Source organism: Ruegeria sp. AB7, assembly GCF_056542625.1.
In genome coordinates, this window is the sequence record NZ_JBQGAC010000003.1 from 283,990 (window position 1) to 303,469 (window position 19,480).

At 56.4% G+C, this 19,480-nt stretch carries 19 protein-coding genes; 12 read left to right on the forward strand and 7 right to left on the reverse strand.

The features are described from left to right. Nucleotide 1 precedes the first annotated feature (1 nt). Entirely contained in the window at nucleotides 2-823 is an 822-nt protein-coding gene (locus ACR0EN_RS11255; protein WP_170401678.1) for an IclR family transcriptional regulator, read from the reverse strand. A gap of 202 nt (nucleotides 824-1,025) precedes the next feature. On the opposite strand from ACR0EN_RS11255, the gene bhcA reads away from it, so the two are divergent. The 4 genes from bhcA (at nucleotide 1,026) to bhcD (ending at nucleotide 5,412) form a co-directional block, all read left to right on the forward strand. Next, nucleotides 1,026-2,216, forward strand: a complete 1,191-nt coding sequence (gene bhcA, locus ACR0EN_RS11260; RefSeq protein ID WP_480586787.1) for an L-aspartate--glyoxylate aminotransferase BhcA — start codon at nucleotides 1,026-1,028, stop codon at nucleotides 2,214-2,216. Nucleotides 2,217-2,227: 11 nt separating this feature from the next. Beyond that, nucleotides 2,228-3,214 carry a beta-hydroxyaspartate dehydratase BhcB gene (gene bhcB / locus ACR0EN_RS11265; protein WP_480586790.1) on the forward strand — a complete coding sequence of 329 codons (987 nt, stop codon included), beginning with the start codon at nucleotides 2,228-2,230 and terminating at the stop codon, nucleotides 3,212-3,214. After that, a complete protein-coding gene (gene bhcC / locus ACR0EN_RS11270; RefSeq protein WP_170818806.1) occupies nucleotides 3,211-4,374 on the forward strand; it encodes a 3-hydroxy-D-aspartate aldolase BhcC in 1,164 nt (387 codons plus the stop codon). Before bhcB ends, bhcC begins: the two co-directional genes overlap by 4 nt. Before the next feature lie 72 nt (nucleotides 4,375-4,446). Next, on the forward strand, nucleotides 4,447-5,412 hold the full coding sequence (gene bhcD, locus ACR0EN_RS11275; RefSeq protein ID WP_480586793.1) for an iminosuccinate reductase BhcD: 966 nt from the start codon (nucleotides 4,447-4,449) through the stop codon (nucleotides 5,410-5,412). A 59-nt stretch (nucleotides 5,413-5,471) separates the two neighbouring features. On the opposite strand, the gene ACR0EN_RS11280 is transcribed toward bhcD, so the two are convergent. Continuing rightward, nucleotides 5,472-6,257, reverse strand: a complete 786-nt coding sequence (locus tag ACR0EN_RS11280; protein WP_170392295.1) for an inositol monophosphatase family protein — start codon at nucleotides 6,255-6,257, stop codon at nucleotides 5,472-5,474. Between the two features lie 215 nt (nucleotides 6,258-6,472). Between ACR0EN_RS11280 and ACR0EN_RS11285 the strand changes: the two genes are divergently transcribed. Next, entirely contained in the window at nucleotides 6,473-6,832 is a 360-nt protein-coding gene (locus tag ACR0EN_RS11285; RefSeq protein WP_170512468.1) for a hypothetical protein, read from the forward strand. Between the two features lie 71 nt (nucleotides 6,833-6,903). Here the strand turns inward: ACR0EN_RS11285 and ACR0EN_RS11290 are convergent, their stop codons facing one another. Continuing rightward, entirely contained in the window at nucleotides 6,904-7,809 is a 906-nt protein-coding gene (locus tag ACR0EN_RS11290) for a LysR family transcriptional regulator (RefSeq protein WP_170420656.1), read from the reverse strand. A gap of 94 nt (nucleotides 7,810-7,903) precedes the next feature. On the opposite strand from ACR0EN_RS11290, the gene metF reads away from it, so the two are divergent. Continuing rightward, nucleotides 7,904-8,770 (forward strand): methylenetetrahydrofolate reductase [NAD(P)H], encoded by an 867-nt coding sequence (gene metF / locus ACR0EN_RS11295; protein ID WP_480586798.1) that lies wholly within the window; start codon nucleotides 7,904-7,906, stop codon nucleotides 8,768-8,770. A gap of 203 nt (nucleotides 8,771-8,973) precedes the next feature. Next, entirely contained in the window at nucleotides 8,974-9,636 is a 663-nt protein-coding gene (locus tag ACR0EN_RS11300; protein ID WP_480586801.1) for a J domain-containing protein, read from the forward strand. Nucleotides 9,637-9,697: 61 nt separating this feature from the next. On the opposite strand, the gene ACR0EN_RS11305 is transcribed toward ACR0EN_RS11300, so the two are convergent. After that, nucleotides 9,698-10,216: a YHS domain-containing (seleno)protein gene (locus ACR0EN_RS11305; RefSeq protein WP_170392303.1), complete on the reverse strand. Its 519-nt coding sequence runs from the start codon at nucleotides 10,214-10,216 to the stop codon at nucleotides 9,698-9,700. A 242-nt stretch (nucleotides 10,217-10,458) separates the two neighbouring features. Between ACR0EN_RS11305 and yghU the strand changes: the two genes are divergently transcribed. Continuing rightward, nucleotides 10,459-11,334: a glutathione-dependent disulfide-bond oxidoreductase gene (yghU, locus tag ACR0EN_RS11310; RefSeq protein WP_170401711.1), complete on the forward strand. Its 876-nt coding sequence runs from the start codon at nucleotides 10,459-10,461 to the stop codon at nucleotides 11,332-11,334. A 9-nt stretch (nucleotides 11,335-11,343) separates the two neighbouring features. Here the strand turns inward: yghU and ACR0EN_RS11315 are convergent, their stop codons facing one another. Then, nucleotides 11,344-12,132 carry an SseB family protein gene (locus ACR0EN_RS11315; RefSeq protein ID WP_480586804.1) on the reverse strand — a complete coding sequence of 263 codons (789 nt, stop codon included), beginning with the start codon at nucleotides 12,130-12,132 and terminating at the stop codon, nucleotides 11,344-11,346. Beyond that, entirely contained in the window at nucleotides 12,125-12,712 is a 588-nt protein-coding gene (locus ACR0EN_RS11320; RefSeq protein WP_480586807.1) for a uracil-DNA glycosylase family protein, read from the reverse strand. The genes ACR0EN_RS11315 and ACR0EN_RS11320 overlap by 8 nt, the downstream gene beginning before the upstream one ends. Before the next feature lie 208 nt (nucleotides 12,713-12,920). On the opposite strand from ACR0EN_RS11320, the gene ACR0EN_RS11325 reads away from it, so the two are divergent. Genes ACR0EN_RS11325 through ACR0EN_RS11340 form a run of 4 tightly spaced genes read left to right on the forward strand, consistent with a single transcriptional unit; the run spans nucleotide 12,921 to nucleotide 17,495 of the window. Continuing rightward, nucleotides 12,921-13,580, forward strand: a complete 660-nt coding sequence (locus tag ACR0EN_RS11325) for an ABC transporter ATP-binding protein (RefSeq protein ID WP_170392311.1) — start codon at nucleotides 12,921-12,923, stop codon at nucleotides 13,578-13,580. Continuing rightward, on the forward strand, nucleotides 13,558-15,144 hold the full coding sequence (locus ACR0EN_RS11330; protein ID WP_480586811.1) for a KpsE/RkpR family capsule polysaccharide export protein: 1,587 nt from the start codon (nucleotides 13,558-13,560) through the stop codon (nucleotides 15,142-15,144). Before ACR0EN_RS11325 ends, ACR0EN_RS11330 begins: the two co-directional genes overlap by 23 nt. Before the next feature lie 5 nt (nucleotides 15,145-15,149). Beyond that, entirely contained in the window at nucleotides 15,150-15,983 is an 834-nt protein-coding gene (gene kdsA / locus ACR0EN_RS11335) for a 3-deoxy-8-phosphooctulonate synthase (protein WP_170512445.1), read from the forward strand. A 15-nt stretch (nucleotides 15,984-15,998) separates the two neighbouring features. Further along, nucleotides 15,999-17,495, forward strand: a complete 1,497-nt coding sequence (locus tag ACR0EN_RS11340) for a phosphomannomutase/phosphoglucomutase (protein ID WP_480586813.1) — start codon at nucleotides 15,999-16,001, stop codon at nucleotides 17,493-17,495. Nucleotides 17,496-17,546: 51 nt separating this feature from the next. Here the strand turns inward: ACR0EN_RS11340 and ACR0EN_RS11345 are convergent, their stop codons facing one another. Further along, nucleotides 17,547-19,475 carry an AsmA family protein gene (locus tag ACR0EN_RS11345; protein ID WP_480586815.1) on the reverse strand — a complete coding sequence of 643 codons (1,929 nt, stop codon included), beginning with the start codon at nucleotides 19,473-19,475 and terminating at the stop codon, nucleotides 17,547-17,549. Nucleotides 19,476-19,480 lie beyond the last annotated feature (5 nt).

Sequence of the window (19,480 nt, forward strand, 5' to 3'; positions counted from 1 at the left end):
GTCAGCTCTTGGGTAGCCTACCGCCGCTCAGGTGGGTGATCTCTTGCGCCGCGCGCATGACCAGATCGCCCAACTCGGGCGCGCGTTCGCGGCTGAACCTTACGGTCGGTCCGGATACCGAGATACCGGCGCAAGGCTCAGCCCTGTCATTGAAGATGGCCGCACCAATGCAAGACATACCTTCATACCTTTCTTCGTGATCGTAAGACCAACCTCGGGTACGAGTTTCAGCCAGATCTGCATACAGGCCCGAAGCGGGCAACTGCGTATTTTCAGTGAATGCAACCGGATCAATCCGGCCCAGAACTTTGCCTAAACTCTCTTCGCTCAACGCAGCGAGAATAGCCTTTCCTGTACCGGACGCATACATGGGCGTCCGCGCACCGGGTGGAAAGAAGGCCCGGATGGGGTTCTGAGTTTCGACCTGCCCGACAAAGACCACCTCTGCACCATCGGGTACGGCGAGATTTGCGGTCTCACCACTGTCTTGCATCAGACGCCGCAGGATCGGCCTGCCGATTTCCAGAACGCTGTTGCGCCGCAGGAAAGACGCACCGGTCCGATAGGCTTCGATCCCGACCAGCCATTCCTGCCGTTCCTCATCAAAGGATACGAACCCGTGTTTTTGCAGCGTCACAAGAATGCGATGCGTGGTGGCCGTCGGTACATCGACCTCGCGGGCAAGATCGCTCAGCGCGACGCGCTCTAGCCGGGCAACGGTGGTCAGTACGCCCAGCGCCCGATCCAATGATTGCATGGTCCCGGCCGAACTTTCTTTAAACAGCGATTTGGGTCTGCCGCGCGGCCGCTTTTGCGTTTCCATTTCTCACCTGACCTTCGGATTCCCCCCGGAAACTCGAACCATTTTTTTTGGCCCGGAATTCTCCGAGATCATTTTGATAAACTGAATTCCTATCCGTTTCAGCACCTTATCAATTTAACGGGTAAAATGAAAATATTTTTCAAGAAAATTGCAACACACAACCGTTCAAGCGACACTTGGGTCCAAAGCAGAGGATTGAGTTATGTCGCATCAAAACCCGGTCTTTATCCCAGGCCCAACCAACATTCCTGATCGTTTGCGCCTTGCCATGCAGGTTCAGACGCAAGACCACCGCGCCCCGGACTTCGTTGAAACCTTCGCCCCGGTACTGGAGGATACAAAACAGGTCTTTGGCACCACCGAAGGCCAGATCGTCACTTTTCCAGCCAGCGGAACGGGCGGTTGGGAGGCAGCTATTACAAATACGCTCAGCCCCGGTGACAAGGTTCTTGTCGCCCGCTACGGCGTCTTCAGCCATCGCTGGATCGATCTGTGCGAAAGACACGGGTTGGACGTTCAGATTGTTGAATGTCCATGGGGAACAGGCGCGCCTGCAGACAGGTTCGAGGCGATCCTGTCCGCGGATAAAGCGCATGAAATCAAGGCCGTATTGGTGACGCATAACGAAACCGCGACAGGTGTGCGTTCCGATATCAGCGCTGTACGCGGTGCGATCGATGCGGCGCATCACCCGGCCATGATGTATGTGGATTGCGTGAGCTCTTTGGCCTCAATGCCGTTCGAGTTTGACCGGTGGGGCGTGGATATTGCGGTCTCGGGGTCGCAAAAGGGGTTCATGCTGGCCACCGGCATGGCGATCCTGTGCGTCAGCCCCAAGGCTCTGGCAGCAATGGATACCGCCCAACTGCCCCGCACCTTCTTTGATTTCCGTGATATGATGTCGGCAAATGCGTCTGGCGGCTTTCCCTATACTCCGCCTTTGCAGCTGATCTACGGCATGCGCGAAAGCCTGAAGATGCTGTTCGAGGAAGGGTTGGACAATGTCTATGCCCGCCACACCCGTCTGGCCGAAGGTGTGCGCCGCGCGACTGCGGCCTGGGGCCTGAAGTTGGTCGCACAATCTCCTGACCTCTACTCGGATACCGTCAGCGCCATTTTTGTGCCCGAAGGTTTCGACAGCAACGAACTGACTGACCATGCCTTCAACACCTATGAGGTATCCTTCGGCATTGGTCTGGGTGAGTTGAATGGCAAAGCGTTCCGTATTGGCCACTTAGGCAGCCTGACCGATGTTATGGTCCTGTCGGGGCTGGCCACGGTCGAGATGGCCATGGCCGATCTGAACTACCCGGTGAAGCTTGGCAGCGGGGTTGCTGCGGCGCAGGAATTCTATCGCGCCAGCTCAACCAGCCACGCAAAAGCCGCAGCTTAGGGAGGGCAGTCATGTTGGATCAAATCCCCGTCGCCGAACTGACCTATGCTGACGTGCAGGCTGCGCACGAAAGGATCAGGCCGCACATCCGGCGCACACCGGTAATGACCTCGGACTATCTGAATGAACTGACCGGCGCGCAGCTGTTCTTCAAGTGCGAGAACTTTCAAGAAGCAGGTGCATTCAAAGTGCGCGGTGCCAGTAATGCGGTCTTCGGCCTAAGCGATGAAATGGCGACCAAGGGTGTTTGCACCCACTCAAGCGGGAACCACGCCCTGTCGCTGTCATATGCGGCTGGTCGCCGGGGCATTCCATGCAATGTGGTGATGCCGCGCACCGCGCCGCAGGCCAAGAAAGACGCGGTACGACGCTTTGGTGGTACGATCACTGAATGTGAGCCATCCACCTCTTCCCGCGAGGCAACGTTTGCCGAGGTGCAGGCCCGAACAGGCGGAGAGTTCGTGCACCCGTACAACGACCCTCGGGTTATCACTGGTCAGGCCACATGTTCGGCTGAATTGCTTGAGCAGACCGATGGCCTGGATGCAGTGATCGCGCCAATCGGCGGTGGCGGGATGGTCTCAGGCACCTGTCTGACGGTCTCGAACCTTGCACCAGGAACCGCGATCTATGCGGCTGAGCCTGAGCAGGCGGACGATGCGTACCGTTCCTTCAAAGCGGGTCATATCATTGCGGACGATGCCCCCAAAACGGTGGCGGACGGGCTGTTGGTCCCGCTCAAGGAAAACACTTGGCACTTTGTGTCGAACAATGTGACCGACATCTTCACCGCGTCCGAGCAGCAGATCATCGACGCAATGAAACTCACCTGGAAATACTTGCGCGTGGTGATGGAGCCGTCTTCGGCCGTTCCGCTGGCCACCATTCTCAAGAACCCCGACACCTTTCGGGGCAAGCGCGTCGGCGTCATCATCACCGGCGGCAACGTGGATCTGGACAAGCTGCCCTGGCTGAAAGGGCAAGGAGAAACAGGATGAACAAACCGATGAACAGTGATCAATTCGAAGTTGGCTATGACATTCCTGCCGCGATCGGCATGGATGAATCCGAAATCCAGACTCCTTGCCTGATCCTTGATCTGGACGCGCTCGAGCGTAACATCAAGAAGATGGGCGACTATGCCAAGGCACATGGGATGCGGCACCGGGTGCATGGCAAGATGCACAAATCCGTAGACGTCGCGAAGCTGCAGGAACAATTGGGCGGCGCAGTCGGCGTCTGCTGCCAAAAGGTTTCCGAGGCCGAGGTGTTTGCGCGCGGAGGCATCAAAGACATTCTGGTCTCGAATCAAGTGCGGGACCCGGCCAAGATTGACCGTCTGGCGCGCCTGCCGAAGCTTGGTGTACGCACAATCGTTTGCGTCGACGATGTGGACAACGTCGCTGACCTTTCTGCTGCTGCCGCTAAGCATGGCACTGAATTGGAAGTTTTTGTCGAGATCGACTGCGGCGCGGGCCGCTGTGGTGTCACCACGACCCCCGCCGTGATCGAAATCGCCAAGGCGGTTGAGGCCGCCCCTAACCTGAAATTTACCGGCATTCAGGCCTATCAAGGCGCGATGCAGCATCTGGATACGTATGAGGCACGCAAAGAAAAACTGGATACCGCAATCGCCATGGTCAAGGATGCCGTCGACGGATTGAAGGCTGAAGGGATCGACTGCGAGCTGGTTTCGGGCGGCGGTACGGGGTCTTATTACTTCGAAAGCAACTCGGGCGTTTATAACGAGCTGCAGTGTGGCTCTTATGCCTTCATGGATGCTGATTACGGTCGGATTCTGGACAAGGACGGTCAACGGATCGATCAGGGTGAATGGGAAAACGCCTTGTTCATTCTGACCAGCGTGATGAGCCACGCCAAAGCGGACAAGGCAATCTGCGATGCGGGCCTGAAGGCGCAATCCGTCGATAGCGGCCTGCCCTTCATCTTTGGGCGGGACGATGTGGAATACCTAAAGTGTTCGGACGAACACGGCGTGATTGGTGACCCGGATGGGGTGTTGAAGGTTAACGACAAGCTGCGGCTGGTGCCCGGCCACTGTGACCCGACCTGCAACGTTCATGACTGGTACGTCGGTGTGCGCGGCGGCAAGGTTGAAGCGCTTTGGCCGGTCTCTGCCCGTGGCAAGGCCTATTGAATTACAGATGAATGCAAGGGCGGACGTTTAGCACCGCCCTTACTAATGCCATCAAAAAGAAAGACAAACGCGATGATCATCGTTCCTGAAAAGGAAATCGGCGCTCTGTTAGGCCGACAGGAAAGCTATACTGCGGTTGAGCAGGTGTTTGCCGCGATGGCGGCTGGGGACGCCTACAACTTCCCGGTCGTGCGCGAGGCCATAGGTCATGCGGATGCGCTCTATGGGTTCAAGGGCGGGTTTGATCGCACAGGCATGAGCCTTGGCCTGAAAGCAGGCGGGTATTGGCCAAACAATCTGGAAACGCACGGGCTGATCAATCACCAATCCACCGTGTTTTTGTTTGATCCAGATACGGGTCGCGTTCGGGCCATCGTTGGGGGCAACCTGCTGACCGCACTGCGCACGGCTGCAGCCTCGTCGGTTTCGATCAACCATTTGGCACGCAAGGATGCCAAGGTGATCGGAATGGTTGGCGCCGGGCATCAGGCGACATTCCAATTGCGCGCGGCATTGGAACAGCGGGACTTTGAGAAAGTCATAGGCTGGAACTTGCATCCAGAAATGCTGCCAAATCTCGAAAAGGCCGCGGCTGAATCGGGGCTGCCTTTTGAGGCTGTGGATCTGCCCGGCATGGTGCAGGCGGACGTGATTGTCACCATCACCTCCTCCTTCGCGCCAACACTGATGTCCGAGCACGTCTCCGACGGCACACACATCGCCTGCATGGGCACCGATACCGTCGGCAAGCAAGAGGTCGCCACAGACCTGATCGCGCGGGCAAGCGTCTTTACCGACGAGGTCGCGCAGGCCGTGACATTGGGTGAAAGCCAGCATGCCGTGGCTGCCGGAATGAAAGCCGAAGGCGATATCCGGCAGATCGGAGAGGTCATCAACGGTACCCATTCCGGGCGCGTGTCCGAGGCTGAGGTGACCGTGTTCGACGGTACTGGCGTTGGGCTGCAAGATCTTGCGGTGGCCAGCGCCGCAGTTGATCTGGCGGTCCAGCAAGGGATCGCGATCGAGGTCGACTTCTAAACCAAAACGCGCGCCCGGACCGGACGCGCGTACCATGATCAAATGACCGGGGTTGAATATCAGCCCCGGATTACCTTTGCGAAATTGTCAAAGATCGGTTCGTTGGCGCAGATCACTTCGCCATCCTCAAGCACGCTGCCTTCGGGGTTCAGCGCCTGAACAAAGCCGCCCGCCTCTTTCACGATGATAATGCCTGCGGCCAGATCCCAGGCGTTTAGGCGACGCTCCCAAAAGCCTTCGTAACGACCGGCGGCCACATAGGCCATGTCCAGCGCGGCAGCACCCCAGCGACGAACACCTGCACAGGCAGGCATCAGACGGGCCAGGTCCTGCAAGGTCGCAGGCAGGTCCGAACGGCCACCGAATGGCAGACCTGTCGCGAAGATCGACTCGATCATGCGATGGCGGCCCGACACACGGATGCGCATGTCGTTCATCCACGCACCTTCGCCTTTTTCGGCAAAGAACATCTCATCCTTGGCAGGGTCATAGATCACACCCGAAACGATCTTGCCCTTATGTTCCAACGCGATTGAAACGGCCCAGTGCGGCAGCCCGTGCAGGAAGTTGGTGGTCCCATCCAGCGGGTCGACGATCCAGCGACGAGTCGGATCTTCGCCGTCAATCGCGCCGCCCTCTTCAGCCAGCCAACCATAGGTCGGACGGGCACCCAGCAATTCCTCTTTCAGGATGGCTTCGGCCGCGATATCGGCCTTCGACACAAAGTCGCCCGCACCTTTCATCGACACCTGCAGGTTCTCGACTTCACGAAAATCCTTGACCAGAGAACGCCCCGCCTTGCGCGCGGCCTTGATCATGATGTTGAGATTTGCACTGCCAACCATTTTCCAAAGGCTCCTGTCCGGTCAAGCCGCGCGTATACTGGGGCAACGCGCCCTTGCCAAGAGGAATGATGTTCAATGTGAAATTGGACACTGACAGCCATTCGTCGTTAGGCAATTGTTGATCCGCGCTGGAGGTCGAATCGCTCTGGTCCGTCTGCCAGCCCGCACATTGAACTCGCACAAATCACTGTGATGCAATTCTAAGGAGATCTCATATGGCTACGTATCACGAGTTTCCCCAAAGAGAAATTGACCAACTTATCGAAACTGGGCGCGCCAATTTTGATGAACAAAACATAGCAGCGCGTTCATCAAAGGACGCAGTGCTTGGTGCTTCTCCGCTCGTTGTAGGTGAAGTCTGCATTTCGGTAACCGTCGAAGATGGAAAAGTTTGTCTGAAAATTCCAATTGTGGACATTGAGGAATGCTTCAAAGTGCCGGGCTGGATTCCCGATGGGACGGTAGCGAAAGCTTGTTTAAAGATTTGCTTTATTGGCCCTGTACCCAGCGGAGTATGCGTTGTGGTAACCGCGCTTGACAAGGAGGTCTTTCGACGGTGCTACGGAGCTTGCTAGTAAAATTGAAGCCGTGTCGTTGAAGAGTTTTCTGGCTTGGTTTAACAAGTTAATTCCATGCATGCTGCAGGCTACTGTGCCTGCAGCTTGTGTGCTTCGGCTCGTGCGAGTTCTACCAACTCTTGTACAAAGGGCTTTTCAAGGTCGTCGCAACGCACTGCAGCGTATAATCCGCGGGTAACGCCCTGCTTGGTCAGCGGACGTGTGACATAATCAGAGTTGTACTTCACTTCGCGCACCACCCAATCGGGCAGAACTGAGATGCCCCGGTTCGAGGCGACCAACAACAATATTACTGCGGTCAGTTCGACCTGCCGGACCGAGGCCGGCTCGACCCGGGCCGGGATCAGCAACTGACTGAAAACATCCAACCGGGTTCGTTCGACCGGGTAGGTAATCAGTGTCTGACCTCGGAAATCTTCAGCTTCGATATAGGGCTTTTCAGCCAATGGATGCGAAGACGCCGCGACAAATACGGCCTGGTAGTCAAAGAGTTCGACAAATTCGACACCCGGCAGATCTTCGGGGTCAGAGGACACCACCAGATCAACCTCTTCTTTCTGCAAGGCGGGCAACGCGTCGAATGCAAGGCCCGGGCGGATATCCACATCAACGTCTGACCAGGATTTACGGAAAGCTTCAAGCACCGGAAACAGCCACTCGAAACAAGCGTGACATTCGATCGCAATGTGCATCCGACCGGTGCGACCGTCGCGCAGCGATGAAAACTCATCCTGCATCGCCTCGACCTGAGGCAGAATTTGTTCAGCGAGACGCAGCAGCCGCAAACCAGCTGCCGACAACTTCATCGGCTTGGATCGACGTAAAAACAGCTCGACCCCGGCCTGATCTTCCAACCCCTTGATCTGGTGACTTAGTGCGGATTGCGTGATGTTTAGCTGATCAGCTGCACGCGCAAGCCCACCGCATTCGTGGATAGCTTTGATCGTCCGTAAGTGGCGAAATTCGATATGCATTACTCACGCAACTCATGTTGTTGTTGAACAATATGAGTTTGTCTCACAATGCATCTGATGGCACAAGGGCATAAATGACAGCTACGAGGCCAACATGACCAAGCCTGAGATTTCATTCGAGTTCTTCCCGCCGCAGACTCTGGAGGCCTCGTTTCGCCTTTGGGATACGGTTCAGACCTTGGCGCCGCTGAACCCACGGTTTGTATCGGTGACCTATGGTGCTGGTGGTACAACACGTGAGCTGACGCGTGATGCAGTTGCAACCTTGCACAAATCCTCGGGGCTGCCTGTTGCTGCGCATCTGACCTGTGTCGATGCTTCGCGTCAGGAGACGCTTGAGATCGCAGACACATTCGCGCGCGCAGGCGTTCAGGATATCGTTGCCCTGCGTGGCGACCCCCCTAAAGGTCAAGACCAGTTCGCCCCCCACCCTGATGGTTTCACCAACTCAGTAGAACTGATTTCTGCACTGGCCGAGACCGAGATGTTCAGCATCCGTGTCGGCGCCTATCCGGACAAACATCCCGAAGCAAGCAATGCCCGCGCTGATGTGGATTGGTTAAAGGCCAAGCTGGATGCGGGCGCGGACGAGGCGTTGACCCAATTCTTCTTCGAGGCTGAAACCTTCTTCCGGTTTCGCGATGCCTGCGAAAAAGCGGGGATCGACAAGCCTATCGTACCGGGCATTCTTCCTATCGAGAACTGGAAGGGTGCGCGTAACTTTGCAAAACGCTGTGGCGCCCACATTCCCGACTGGATCGAGAACGCATTTGACAAAGCAATCCGGGACGATCGCGAAGATCTTCTGGCGACGGCGCTATGCACCGAACTCTGCTCGGACCTGATAGAAGGCGGCGTGGACAAACTGCATTTCTATACGCTCAACCGACCTGAGCTTACTCGGGATGTCTGCTTTGCCCTGGGCATTACACCCCAGACCGAATTGCAGAACGTCGCCTGATCCCACAGTTTTTGCGTTCGCCCTGTATCGCCGGGCATGGCAGTCGTCTGCCATGCTCATTTGCGACAACCGCTGCGCAGGCGACAATCTCGATATGCACCCGTCAACTGTTGCCCTACCTCAGTCTAATTCCCGAAAAAATTTGACAAAAATGTGATCAATGGCAATCTGACCCCGTTGTAGTTTTTATGAGTGTTTTGAGTATGAAGCCAGTGAGCAAGGTACAGGCTCGGGCCGAAGCGTTGCAGATTCTTGGTCTGCCCCCAAATGCAAACGCAAACGAGATTCGTGAAGCCTGGCGCAAAATCGCGTTCCACGATCATCCTGATCATACCGACGGTGATTATTCCGGTTTTTCGGATGCTAAATCAGCCTATGATTTTTTGCGTAAAGAAGGGATGACACGCAAAAACGGTTTAGATTCTTCTACACCGCGTCGTCCTCGTTTGAAGAAACGCGTAATCGAACTGGCCGCAGATGAAATCAAAGCTTGTCACGATCTGTTAAAACCTGAACGCGCGCTGAAGGATTTATCGGAACTGGGTGAACCGGACGCCGCCAAAAGCGCCCGCGAATCTTCGGACCATGTTCCTGATGCAATCGGATGCTTCGGGCGCGATCTTACCTACTTCGTCGCATCGTCAGTCTGCGAAGGGTCTAACCGCGTTGCATTGCCAACCTCGGTCCTTTCCGGCTACCGCAAGTCAGAAACAGAGATTCTGACCTTTCGGTCCAAAGGCTCGGGCTCCGGTGAGATTGTCATTCCTGACCCGATACGCGAGAGAAAATTTCCCGGTGCCAAGAGTGTAACAATACGGTTCGAAGCGGATCAACACATGCGGGATATGTTCGAGTTGGCGGGGTGAGAGAACCCGCCAGCGAAAAAAGCCCGGCCTTAGTGGCCGGGCTTTCTTTCATTAATCGGAATCAGTTGGAAATTGGGCCTTCTGATGTGAATTTCGGGATCACGCTGGTCGAAGCGGCATCCCCTTCGATTCCGGGCCAGTTGCCTTCCGCCAGGTCGATGTTGGCCGGAACATCCTCTTCCCAGAAACCAACAACAACATCAGTGATGTTCAGATAGAGCTTGTCATCGACAATACGCCACAGATTTGGGTTGCCCGGAACCTTGCCGCCTTTCGACACGCCGTATGCACAATGGCCATCATATTGCGGAGCGTAAAAGGCCGGGTTCTCCAAAAACTTGTCACGGTTTTCTTCGGTCGCAAACGCCCAGGTTACACCATTATAGTCTGCGGTGATGTCGGCCCGACCGCGAACGGCCTCGGGTTGCGACTGGCCTACAGGAACCTGATCCAGGCTGCGGTAAGCAACAACGTCGTATCCCGATACTGCAAATCCGGTGCCATCAACATATTGTTCTCCGGCGAACGCGGGCACGGCAAAAGCCATCGTCGCGGCAAGGGTCAGCGCAAAGCGTTTCATGTGATTGGTCCTCATGTCCTTACGGTTTCTGGTCACCCGAACTGCGGGTCTGGTCAAACAATAGGTAATTTTGGCCCGGCGCGAAGACCCCCTCGCGCCGCTGTGAAAACCAGAGGGGTTTTGTGAGGTGAACGAGGTGCAATGTTACAAGTATCTCGCCACATCCGGGGTTGGACTTTGAGTTTTGCAATATTAGCTGTGAAGGCGGCGCGTTTTGGCCAAATGATGCAGAAAGGCAAAAGATGAGCGAACAATCCACTTACACACCCCCAAAGGTCTGGACTTGGGACAGCGAAAGCGGAGGACGCTTTGCCAATATAAACCGGCCCATAGCCGGTGCGACCCACGAAAAGGATCTTCCGGTCGGGAAGCACCCGCTTCAACTGTATTCGCTCGCCACCCCGAACGGCGTCAAGGTTACGGTCATGCTGGAGGAGCTTTTGGCATTGGGCCATTCCGGGGCCGAATACAATGCGTGGCTGATCAACATCGGTGAAGGTGATCAGTTCAGCTCGGGCTTTGTCGGGGCCAATCCTAACTCTAAGATACCGGCGCTGTGGGATCATTCAGGTGAAACACCTGTGCGCGTTTTCGAGAGCGCCTCCATCTTGCTGCATCTCGCTGAGAAATTCGGTGAGTTTCTGCCCGCCAGCGGTGCCGAGCGGACAGAAGTGATGAACTGGCTGTTCTGGCAAATGGGCAGCGCGCCATATCTGGGCGGTGGCTTTGGCCACTTCTACGCTTATGCGCCTGAGAAATGGCAATATCCGATCGACCGTTTCGCGATGGAGGCCAAACGCCAGTTGCATGTGCTGGAACTGGAACTTGCCGATAAGCCTTATATTGCAGGTCAGGACTATACCATCGCCGACATGGCGATCTGGCCGTGGTACGGGCAGCTTGTTCTGGGCCGTCTATATGATGCGGCAGAATTCCTGGATGTCGAAAGCTATGAAAACGTGATGCGTTGGGCCAAAACCATCGATGCTCGCCCCGCCGTTCAGCGCGGCCGGATGGTCAATCGTGCGTTTGGAGAGCCGCATACGCAGTTGCACGAACGCCATGACGCCAGCGATTTTGAGACGCGCACGCAGGATAAACTGGAAGCGGCAGACTAACGCCCTGCGCTACTTCAATATTGGGGGCCGCTCGGGATCACTGCCCGGCGCGGCCCTTTCCATTTTGGGCGCTTGAGGCTGGGGCAAATCGAACCGCAGCCCAACCTTTGCCAAGGCAGAAGTAGCCGGATCCTGCACTTCAAAAAAGCCAACATCCAGCGCTCCGGCCTCGATCCCCGAAAAGGTCAATGCCTCGGATACGGCGCGTGCAAGCGCTGGCTGCGCACCTTCGACCGCTGAAACAAAACCCAATAAATGGCCCTGCCCCCCATCTTCAGTCTTTGTCCCAACCAGAAACGCCGCCGCAGCCAGACCTGCAGCCGTCGCCAGCTTTGCATCAAGCGCGGTCAACAGAACATCAGGCAAACCGGAGGGCGGATGGAATTCGGCAAGTCGCTGCTGCACCTCCTTAGGACCATGCTGCAGCGTGTCAGACAACCAACCGAGCGCTTCAGCGGGGATCAACATCGACGACGGTGCAACATCAAGGTTCAGACCCAGCCCGACCCCCTGCCCCGACAACATCCCTGAAAGAACACGACCCGACAGAGCGACATAGGGGACCGGTCGACCCGCAAATGCCGCCATTCGTTCCTCGAGATCAAACACCAGAACAAAACGACCATCCGCCACATCGAACAGCTCGGGCGAAATGCTTTCATCCTTCGCTTCTTCGGTGAGCATCAGGAAAAGCTCGCTATCGGCCAGTCTTTCAAAAAAGCGTAGTCGAGCGTTGTCGTCTTCCGGGGCCGCCTGCATGGCGGCATGTGCAGCATCCAAAGCTGTGGCTTTAGTCATTCAGAACCTCGTGCACCCGTTTCTGTAGCACCGGCAACAGCTCGGCCTCGAACCAGGGGTTTTTCTTCAGCCAAGCCGTATTGCGCCAGGACGGGTGAGGCAAGGCAAAGACGCGCGGCGCATGGTCTCGCCAAAGACTAACAGTCTCGGTGACCGGTGTGTTCACGCCAAGATGATATTTATGGGCATGACCCCCGACGAGGATCGTCAACGGTACTTCTCCCAACGCAGCCATCACCTTGTCATGCCAGGTGCGCCCGCATATCGGCGGCGGAGGCAGGTCGGCCTTGCGCTCATCGTATCCGGGGAAGCAAAACGCCATCGGCACGATGGATACGCGCGAACGGTCATAAAATGCGTTCTCATCCAGTCCCAGCCAATCCCGCAGCCGGTCACCCGAAGGGTCGGTGAAAGGCTTCCCTGAAGCATGGACGCGCGCGCCCGGTGCCTGACCTGCGATCAAAATGCGCGCACCGGGGCGAAACCAGACCACCGGGCGCGGCTGGTGCGCAGTCGTGGTCTGCGCGAACCTGTCCGCACACACACGGCAGGCTTTGATGTCCTCAATCAGCGAATTCATCGGATCAACAGGCTTTTGCAATGTTCATCGATGAAGATAGGCATCATCTACCCTCGAGCCAATGAAACCGTCCTTGCAACACATCAATGTCATGAACGCGGATGCGCATTGATCATTTGTTTCATATTTCGACATAATGTGGCCAACATGGATCGGTAGCACACCGATCCTCAAACCGTCAAAACCCCGAGCGATCTGCAGGCCGCACATGCTGGAATTCGAAAATGTCAGCAAGTCTTTCTGGACCGGAACCCGCCGCAAGGTGATTCTGGATCGGGTCTCGTTCCGGGTTGAGCTTGGAACATCTCTTGGCGTGCTGGCCCCGAACGGAACCGGCAAGACCACGTTGATCAACATGATGGCAGGGCTGGAAAAGCCCGACGAAGGCGTGATTCGGCGCGACTGCCGCGTATCCTTCCCCATGGGCTTTGCAGGAGGTGTGGCCAAGCGCCTGTCCGCGCTGGAGAACGCACGCTATATCGCGAAGATCTACGGCATGGATCCCGACTATGTCGAAGCCTATTGCAAATGGCTGTGCAACTTGGGTGAGTATTTCGACCAGCCGCTCGGAACCTATTCGTCCGGAATGCGGGCCCGGTTTACATTTGCACTGATGCTGGCCCTGGATTTCGATATGTATCTGATCGATGAGGGGATGCCCTCGACAACCGATGTCGAGTTCAACAAGAAAGCGGGCGACATTCTGAAAGAGAAGCTGCGCACGACAACCTTGGTGATCGTATCGCACAACCCTTCGCTTCTTGAAAAATTCGCGCGGCAGGCTGCGGTATTGGTAGACGGCCAGCTTTACATGTTTGAAACCTTGGAAGAGGCAAAGCAGCTCTATGACTACCAAACCCAAGGCTAGGAAATACAATCCCGACCGCACGGCACGCGGTTCTGGCACTGCCGAGGCACGCTCGGACGCCATTTCGCGCATCCGAAAGGCGACCCAAGGCACAAACTCGGCTGACGACACTCAGCAACCGGGCAACGAGTTGGATGCGATCAAACGCGAAGGTCTGACAGGGCGGCAATTGCGCGTCGCGCGGCGTTTGGCGCACAAGAACGGGCTGGCGGCGACGTCAGACTACGATGCGGTCCGGCTGTTACGAAAGAAAGGAATTGATCCGTTTCAGCGCACAAACCTGCTTGATCTGGCAGCTCCTGACCAAGGTAAGCCAACTGGTGATGACGCCGCGCAAGACAATATAAAGATTCACCTGCCGCAAACGACCAGGGACTCGCAGAAGAACCTGCCAGGACCCGAACTCAGCCCGGCCGAACGTCGTGAATATGAAATCGGGCAGATCCAGAAAGACATCGCCCGCCGCCGCCGCCGCAAGCTTGCCGGGTTATTCGCACGATTGACGGTGTTCGTATTCATTCCAACATTCATCGTGGGCTACTATTTCTATCGCGTGGCGACACCGATGTATGCCAGCGACTCGGTGTTTTCGATCCTGCAAGCGGATGGCGGCGGTGCCTCATTCGGTGGATTTCTGGCGGGCACGCAGTTTGCGACGGCGCAGGATTCCGTGTCCACTCAGGAATTTCTGGAATCCAAGGATGCATTGGAACGGCTTGAACGTGATGTCGGATTTACTGAGTTTTTTCGGCAGGATTGGATAGACCCGATCCAACGATTGCCGGCTGATGCGACGCTTGAAGAAACCTACAAGCTTTATAAACGTATGATCACAATCGGATATGATCCTAGTGACGGCGTCATCCGAATGGAGGTCGCAGCGCCGAGCCCCGAGATAGCGGTCGATTTGTCCAGACGGCTTATCTCTTACGCGGAAGAGACCATCAATGGTCTGACTGAATTGAAACGCGAAGACCAGATGCGCGATGCCTTGGCGAGTTTTGAGGCTGCGCAAGAGGCACGCAGACAGGCTCAGGAAGACCTGATCGAACTGCAGCTACAAGGTGCGATACTGGACCCGCAAAGTGTGATCGCCAGCCTGCGAGGAAGGATCGATCAGTTCGAATTCGAGCTGCAGGACAAAGAACTACAATTGGCCGCGCTTCTCGATAATACGCGCCCCAACCAGGCCAAGGTGGATGGTACACGGGCGGATATCGCGCGGCTGCAAGCGGTCCTTGATGAGTTGAATGCCGAAATGCTGGACGTGTCGGCGGGCGAAAATTCGCTGGCGCGTTTGAGCGTGCGAATCCAGATGGCTCAGGCCGATCTGGCGGCGCGTGACATGATGCTGCAAACGGCAATGCAGCAAATGGAAGCCACGCGGACCGAGGCCAATCGGAAAGTGCGGTATCTGACCGTCTCGGTGAACCCGGTCGCCAGCCAGGAACCCAGCTATCCGCGCAAGTTCGAAAATACGATTTTGGCATTCCTGTTATTTGCTGGTATCTACCTGATGATCTCGCTTACCGCGTCGGTCCTTCGTGAACAGGTATCCTCGTAAGACTCATGAAACATGTAAAAATAGCCGACCTGACGGTTGGCAACGACCTTCCGCTGACCATCATTGCCGGCCCTTGCCAGCTTGAAACCGCCGATCACGCCCAAATGATCGCCGGCACCATGAAAGAGGCATGCGACGCCGTAGGTGCGCAATATGTGTTCAAGGCCTCGTATGACAAAGCCAACCGGACCTCGCTGTCCGGCAAGCGCGGCATGGGCATTGAGTCCGGGCTGCAGGTGCTGGAAGATATCCGCAAAACCATGGGCATACCGGTACTGACCGATGTCCATACCGAAGCGCAATGCGCGATTGCGGCTGAGGCCGTCGATATTCTGCAAATCCCTGCGTTTCTGTGTCGTCAGACGGACATGCTGCTGGCGGCGGGCAATACCGGCAAAGCGGTCAACGTAAAAAAAGGGCAGTTTCTTGCCCCGTGGGAAATGCCGAATATCGTCACTAAGATCGAAAGCACCGGCAATCAGAACATCCTGCTGACCGAGCGTGGAACTTCGTTTGGCTACAATACGCTGGTCGCGGACCTGCGATCGCTGCCGCAGATGGCGCAAACCGGATATCCGGTCGTCATGGATGCGACACACTCGGTGCAACAGCCCGGCGGCCAAGGTGGTTCCTCGGGTGGACAGCGTGAGTTTGCGCCGGTGATGGCGCGAGCCGCTGTATCTCTGGGCGTCGGAGCCGTTTTCATAGAAACCCATCAGGATCCCGACACCGCCCCCTCAGATGGGCCGAACATGATCCCTCTGGATCAAATGGGCCATCTGGTTGACACATTGATGCGATTTGATGCGCTGGCCAAAGAAAACCCAATTCAGATTTAACGATTGAGATTTGTGATGACCAAGCCTTTGCCTGAGGTGACCCCAAACACCTGGAGCTTTCTACGCGATCCGATGATCAAGCCCACGGGCTTTCGCGAATATGACGCGCGTTGGAAATACCCCGATGAGATCAATCTGCCAGGCATGACGGCCCTGGGTTTGGGTCTGGGCACACAGATGCTCAAACGCGGGATCGAACCCGTGATTGCAGTGGGAAATGACTATCGCGATTATTCCCTGTCGATCAAAAACGCTCTGATCGTTGGACTTATGCAGGCGGGTATTCAGGTGAAAGATATCGGCCCAGCGCTCAGCCCGATGGCGTATTTCGCGCAATTCCATCTGGACGTACCGGCGGTTGCGATGGTCACGGCAAGCCATAACCCGAACGGTTGGACCGGCGTCAAAATGGGCTTTGACCGCCCACTGACCCACGGCCCTGACGAAATGTCGGAACTGCGCGACATCGTCTTGAATGGGGAAGGCGTCGCGCGCCCGGGCGGGTCATATGAATTCGTCGACGGTGTGAAAGAAGCCTATATCGACGATCTGGTCGGTGACTTCAGAATGTCACGTCCGCTGAAAGTGGTCTGCGCCACCGGAAACGGCACCGCCGCCGCCTTCGCGCCCGAGATTTTCGAAAGGATCGGGGTTGAGGTTGTGCCCAGCCACACACGGCTGGATTACACATTCCCAAATTACAACCCGAACCCGGAAGCCATGGAAATGCTGCATGACATGGCCGACACGGTCAAATCCAGCGGCGCGGACCTGGCGCTAGGATTTGATGGGGATGGCGATCGTTGCGGTGTTGTGGATGACGAAGGCGAAGAGATATTTGCCGATAAGGTCGGCGTCATCATGGCCCGTGATCTGGCCAAGCTGCATCCAGGTTCGACCTTTGTAGCCGATGTGAAATCCACTGGGCTGTTCGCCAGCGATCCCGAGTTGCAAGCGCTTGGGGTCAAAGCCGACTACTGGAAAACCGGCCATAGCCATATGAAGCGCCGGGTCAAGGAAATCGGTGCGCTGGCTGGGTTTGAGAAATCGGGACACTATTTCTTGGCGGAACCGGTCGGGCGCGGATACGACTGCGGAATGCGCGTGGCGGTGGAAATTTGCAAACTGATGGACCGCAACCCGGACAAAAGCATGTCAGACCTTCGGAAAGCACTACCAAGGACATGGTCGACGCCCACCATGTCTCCGTACGCAGCGGATACGGAGAAATACGATATCCTGCAGCGCCTGGTCGGCAAATTGGTTGCCAAAGCCGACACCTGCGAACGCTTCGCAGGGCGGGCTATCAAAGAGGTCGTGACCGTCAATGGAGCCCGGGTCATTCTGGACAATGGCAGTTGGGGCCTCGTTCGCGCGTCATCCAATACACCCAATCTGGTCGTCGTCTGCGAAAGTAGCGAAAGCGAGGATGAAATGCGCGCGATCTTCGCAGATATCGACGCCGTCATTCGAACTGAACCCGGCGTGGGCGAATACGATCAGACAATCTAAATGACACTATGAAGGGCGCCCATTTCGGCGCCCTTTGTTATCGCGTTTAGATCAATCCCCGCCAAACAGCTTGAGCAGGCCTTTCTTGGCCTCATCCTCAAGCTTGTTCTTCAGCGCGTCTTCGATGTGATCGGAATCCGTCACCGTGGTATCCAGTTCTTTACCAACCTTTTCAAAAACCTTCTTCTTTGCGTCGTCTTCCAGTTCTTTAACTTTGCCTTCGGCTGCTGCCTCTATGACTTTGGTAAGGTCCGGCTTGATCGACGGGTCGCTCCACGGGCCTTTGATCCGAACAGGCACCGATATCCCCTGCCCTGAGTTGGCGCGCAGGGCGACTGGTGTGAACAGATAATCGATATCGCGAGCTCCTAAGCCAATGCGGCCCGTACCGTCCGCCCGGAAATTATCCAGCTGCATCAACAGGTCCTTGTTGGTCAAGTCGCCATTCTTCATCGTAAAGCTGGCCGTAAGGCTGTTGAATACGGTCGTACCACCCGATCCCTTTCCCCGCCCCATAAGGCGGTCAAGATCCAGCCCCGAGATAACGCCCCGCCCGACCTCGATATCTCCTTTACCGCTGAGCGATCGCATGATCTGATCTTCGCTCTGTCCGACGCCCAGAAATTCAAGATTGCCTGAACCGGTGCCCGAAAGCCGTTTGATATCCCCCAGCGTTTCGAGCGCTTCGTTGATATCGATATTGGCGGCTTTCAGATTTCCACCAACCGACAGACCGTTGCGATTATTGGCGACCACCTGGCCGTTCAATTGCCCCGAGAACAGCGAGGCCGGGTGCATCTGCAATACAGCCCGCGACCGATCAAGGCTGAGTGTCAGATCACTTTTCCCAAAGGTCATACCCGGAACCGCAATCGAGGTGGCTTGCAAACGGATCTTGCCATTTGCCAGCGCCAGAAACGACGCATCAATTGGGGCTTTTGACCACCCTTCCGTATCTGAGGTGCCGTTAGAAGCGTTGCCTCCGCTTACTTTCGATAAGTCGAGATCGCCTGCGTTCAGACGCGCAGTCATCTGGGGCGGATTTGAAATCTGGATGTCAGCTTCGCCCTCAAGCCGGTTTTGATCCAGAACCGCGATCATGTTGCGCAATGAAATCCGCCCGTCCCGGGTATAGGTCATCTGCCCGGATACGCTCGCGACCTGTCCTAGTCCCTCCGGAACGGTGACTCCTCCCTGACCAAACGCGGCCAGCATCTTTTGAGTGTCCTTGGCCGTGACCGTCGTCTTGCCATCCATTTCGCCGGCCAGATTCACCCGGCCCGAGAACTGAATATCTCCGCCAGGCGCGGTTAGGCTCAGCTGCAACGGCGTGACAGCGCCGCTGGAAAATGCGGGCAAGTCGGGGATGGTAAGGTCCACTGCGACGCTGCCTCCGGGGACGGACATACTGGCTTGCATTTCCATTGGGGCCGTTACGTCAGGCCAGCGGGCCGAAAGATCGACATCGGCAAAATCCATACTAACCGCGCCATTCTCAAGATAGATTAGGCGCGCATTGGTCAGTTCCAACCGCTCGAGCGTGATGGGTCGGCTTTCAACGGCTTGCGCCGTAGCGCCCGTTTGCGAGGAGTTACCTGGCTGATGCAGCTCCCAGTTTCCGCGCCCATCGGCGCGTTCAAGGCGTAGAACCGGGCTATCGGCCAACACCCGTTTGATCCGGATATTCCCAGACAATAACGCCGAGGCATCGACCCCAACCGCGAGGCTTTGGGCGCTAAGCATCGGTTCCGGCCCGGCCCAAGGCGCATTGCCAAATGTCACAGGGCCGGTTTCCATCCCCAATACCGGCCAAAATGACAGTTTGACGTCACCGGTCAACGCGAGATCGCGGCCTGTTTGCGCCTTGACTTGTTCAGCAAGTATTGTCGCCAGTTTTTCGCCTGGCATCAGCAGCAAGGCACCAATGACCAGCCCGAAGGCTGCAACGATGAGAAATAGAAAACGAATGAGCCACTTCATGGGTC

Bases quoted from the DNA above. Each gene is read 5' to 3' on its own strand.
- ACR0EN_RS11255 (WP_170401678.1), bottom strand. From the start codon at position 823: ATGGAAACGCAAAAGCGGCCGCGCGGCAGACCCAAATCGCTGTTTAAA.
- bhcA (WP_480586787.1), top strand. From the start codon at position 1,026: ATGTCGCATCAAAACCCGGTCTTTATCCCAGGCCCAACCAACATTCCT.
- bhcB (WP_480586790.1), top strand. From the start codon at position 2,228: ATGTTGGATCAAATCCCCGTCGCCGAACTGACCTATGCTGACGTGCAG.
- bhcC (WP_170818806.1), top strand. From the start codon at position 3,211: ATGAACAAACCGATGAACAGTGATCAATTCGAAGTTGGCTATGACATT.
- bhcD (WP_480586793.1), top strand. From the start codon at position 4,447: ATGATCATCGTTCCTGAAAAGGAAATCGGCGCTCTGTTAGGCCGACAG.
- ACR0EN_RS11280 (WP_170392295.1), bottom strand. From the start codon at position 6,257: ATGGTTGGCAGTGCAAATCTCAACATCATGATCAAGGCCGCGCGCAAG.
- ACR0EN_RS11285 (WP_170512468.1), top strand. From the start codon at position 6,473: ATGGCTACGTATCACGAGTTTCCCCAAAGAGAAATTGACCAACTTATC.
- ACR0EN_RS11290 (WP_170420656.1), bottom strand. From the start codon at position 7,809: ATGCATATCGAATTTCGCCACTTACGGACGATCAAAGCTATCCACGAA.
- metF (WP_480586798.1), top strand. From the start codon at position 7,904: ATGACCAAGCCTGAGATTTCATTCGAGTTCTTCCCGCCGCAGACTCTG.
- ACR0EN_RS11300 (WP_480586801.1), top strand. From the start codon at position 8,974: ATGAAGCCAGTGAGCAAGGTACAGGCTCGGGCCGAAGCGTTGCAGATT.
- ACR0EN_RS11305 (WP_170392303.1), bottom strand. From the start codon at position 10,216: ATGAAACGCTTTGCGCTGACCCTTGCCGCGACGATGGCTTTTGCCGTG.
- yghU (WP_170401711.1), top strand. From the start codon at position 10,459: ATGAGCGAACAATCCACTTACACACCCCCAAAGGTCTGGACTTGGGAC.
- ACR0EN_RS11315 (WP_480586804.1), bottom strand. From the start codon at position 12,132: ATGACTAAAGCCACAGCTTTGGATGCTGCACATGCCGCCATGCAGGCG.
- ACR0EN_RS11320 (WP_480586807.1), bottom strand. From the start codon at position 12,712: ATGAATTCGCTGATTGAGGACATCAAAGCCTGCCGTGTGTGTGCGGAC.
- ACR0EN_RS11325 (WP_170392311.1), top strand. From the start codon at position 12,921: ATGCTGGAATTCGAAAATGTCAGCAAGTCTTTCTGGACCGGAACCCGC.
- ACR0EN_RS11330 (WP_480586811.1), top strand. From the start codon at position 13,558: ATGACTACCAAACCCAAGGCTAGGAAATACAATCCCGACCGCACGGCA.
- kdsA (WP_170512445.1), top strand. From the start codon at position 15,150: ATGAAACATGTAAAAATAGCCGACCTGACGGTTGGCAACGACCTTCCG.
- ACR0EN_RS11340 (WP_480586813.1), top strand. From the start codon at position 15,999: ATGACCAAGCCTTTGCCTGAGGTGACCCCAAACACCTGGAGCTTTCTA.
- ACR0EN_RS11345 (WP_480586815.1), bottom strand. From the start codon at position 19,475: ATGAAGTGGCTCATTCGTTTTCTATTTCTCATCGTTGCAGCCTTCGGG.